The 2458-nt window shown below is 58.5% G+C and carries 2 protein-coding genes; both read left to right on the top strand.

Annotated features, from left to right (window positions below; genetic code table 11):
- Positions 1-111 precede the first annotated feature (111 nt).
- Positions 112-1545 carry an IS21 family transposase gene (gene istA, locus PMES_RS16090; RefSeq protein WP_159966740.1) on the top strand — a complete coding sequence of 478 codons (1434 nt, stop codon included), beginning with the start codon at positions 112-114 and terminating at the stop codon, positions 1543-1545.
- Positions 1542-2300 carry an IS21-like element helper ATPase IstB gene (gene istB, locus PMES_RS16085; protein WP_114961186.1) on the top strand — a complete coding sequence of 253 codons (759 nt, stop codon included), beginning with the start codon at positions 1542-1544 and terminating at the stop codon, positions 2298-2300. The genes istA and istB overlap by 4 nt, the downstream gene beginning before the upstream one ends.
- Positions 2301-2458 lie beyond the last annotated feature (158 nt).

The raw sequence follows: 2458 nt of genomic DNA, 5'->3' as shown, positions 1-2458 counted from the left end.
TGTATAGGGCGGTTGCAAATTAGGCCACGGTAGCGCCGGTATTTTGCCGGGGCGGGCGGCGCAAAAGTCGTCCACTTTTGCTCTCACTGTCTTTGCAGGGAGGGCCGGAGGATTTTCACCGTGGAAGTTTATTTAGCCGTGCGCCGCGCGCATTTCGATGAGGGGCGTAGCAAACGTTCGATCGCCCGTGATTTTGGCCTTGCCCGTGGAACGGTCGACAAGATGTGCGCGTATTCGTCTCCCCCTGGTTACCGCCGGAGCCAGAAAGTTCGGCGCCCGAAGTTGGAAGCCTTCACCGATACAATTGACCAATGGCTTCTGGAGGATCAGAACCGTCCGAAGAAGCAACGCCATACGGCGAAGCGGATCTTTGAACGGCTTCGTGAGGAAGAAGGCTTCACCGGCGGTTATACGACCGTGAAGGACTATGTTCGGGGGCATCGTCAAAAAGCGCGGGAGATGTTCATTCCACTCGCACATCCTCCGGGTCACGGGCAGGCCGATTTCGGTGAGGCCGTTGTCATCCTGGGGGGCGTTGAACAGAAGATCCACTTTTTTGCCTTTGACCTTCCCTACAGCGATGCATGCTATGTGCGGGCCTATCATGCGGCGACAACAGAAGCCTGGATGGACGGGCATGTTCACGCCTTTGAGTTCTTCGGGCGCGTGCCGCTCTCGGTGGTCTATGACAATGACAGCTGCCTTGTTGCGAAGATCGAATCCGGTGGGCGGCGTCGGCGGACGCAGATGTTCACGGAGATGTTGTCACACTACCTTTTTGATGATCGCTACGGCCGCCCAGGCAAGGGGAATGATAAAGGCAATGTCGAAGGTCTGGTGGGCTGGTCCCGGCGCAACCTGATGGTGCCGCTGCCGGAATTCCCTGATCTGGACAGCTTCAATGACTGGCTCGAAGAGCAATGTCTGGCACGGCAGTCGGCTGTCTTGCATGGGCACCGGGAGACGATCGGCGAACGGCTGAAGCGGGTCAGCTCCCAATCTCTGGTGCGCTACAAATCCAATGATTACTCGGTTCCCAGCACCTATGGCTTACGGGAGGTCACGATCCGTGCGTTTGTGAATGTGGTCGAGATCGGCTGTGGTGGTGGGGTCATCGCCCGTCACGCCCGCTGCTACGAGCGCGAACAAATGATCTTCGACCCTGTGCATTACTTTGCCCTTCTGGAGACGAAGCCCGGGGCCTTGGACCAAGCCGCCCCTTTGGTCGATTGGGAGATGCCCGACGAGCTGCAAACCCTGCGTCGCCTGATGGAAGCGAGACATGCCCGCCAAGGGCGTCGAGAGTTCATTCAGGTGCTTCGGCTCCTGGAAAGCTTTGATCTGCCGACTTTGTGCGCGGCGGTGCGGGTGGCGTTGCAAAAGCGGGCGATCGCCTTTGATGCGATCAAGCATCTGGTCCTGTGCCAAGTGGAGCGCCGCCCCGCTCGGCTCGATCTGTCCCTCTACCCCTATCTTCCCCGGACTGCGGTTCAGACGACAAAAGCCGCGAGTTACATGGCGCTCCTGTCGGAGGGAACCGCATGACGGAAGTCCCGGACCTTCTGCTGGCCCATCACCTCAAGAAGCTCAAACTGCCCACCGTATTGCGCGAATACGAGAAGCAGGCGCGACAGTGCGCCGTCGAGGGGAAGGATCACATCCAGTTCCTCCACAGATTGATCGAATTGGAACTCATCGATCGGGAGCGGCGTATGGTGGAGCGACGGGTCAAGGCGGCGAAGTTCCCGGCGCCCAAAAGTCTGGACAGTTTCGATTTCCAGGCCATTCCCGCCCTGAACAAAGCCCGGGTGTTGGACCTCGCCCGTTGCGGATGGATCGAGCGGCGCGAGAACGTGATCGCTCTGGGGCCCAGTGGCACGGGCAAAACGCATGTCGCTCTTGGCCTTGGATTGGCCGCTTGTCAGAAAGGGATACCGGTTCGCTTCACCACCGCGGCGGCTCTTGTCCATGAGCTGATTGAGGCCAGTGACGAGAAACGGCTCCTGCGCCTGCAAAAGCAGATGCTGGCACCCAAGCTGTTGATCATTGATGAATTGGGCTTCGTGCCACTGAGCAAAACCGGCGCAGAACTCCTCTTCGAACTAATCTCGCAGAGATACGAACGCGCCTCAACATTGATCACCAGCAACCTCCCCTTCGAGGAATGGACTGAAACGCTCGGATCAGAACGTCTCACCGGCGCACTTCTCGATCGGCTCACCCATCATGTCTCCATCCTCGAGATGAACGGTGAAAGCTACCGCCTCGCACAGAGCCGAAAAGCAACCCAGAACACCTGATCAGAAACTGCCCCTCACGGGGCAATGCGCCCGGGAACCCGCTTGCTATGTGAGGAGCCGCAGGTCCCCGGGCGCCTCTAAAATCAAACAAACGGCTCAATCCAAACTGGCCTACTTTTACGCCGCCCTAATGGACCAATTTTGCACCGCCCTTGACA

It is taken from the genome of Profundibacterium mesophilum KAUST100406-0324 (assembly GCF_009835145.1).
Taxonomy (GTDB): Bacteria; Pseudomonadota; Alphaproteobacteria; order Rhodobacterales; family Rhodobacteraceae; genus Profundibacterium; species Profundibacterium mesophilum.
The sequence above is the reverse complement of the archived record's forward strand: the minus strand, read 5'-3'. Positions and strand labels throughout refer to the sequence as shown.

Excerpts from the sequence above, each read along its gene's own strand:
- istB (WP_114961186.1), top strand. The coding sequence starts at position 1,542 with ATGACGGAAGTCCCGGACCTTCTGCTGGCCCATCACCTCAAGAAGCTC.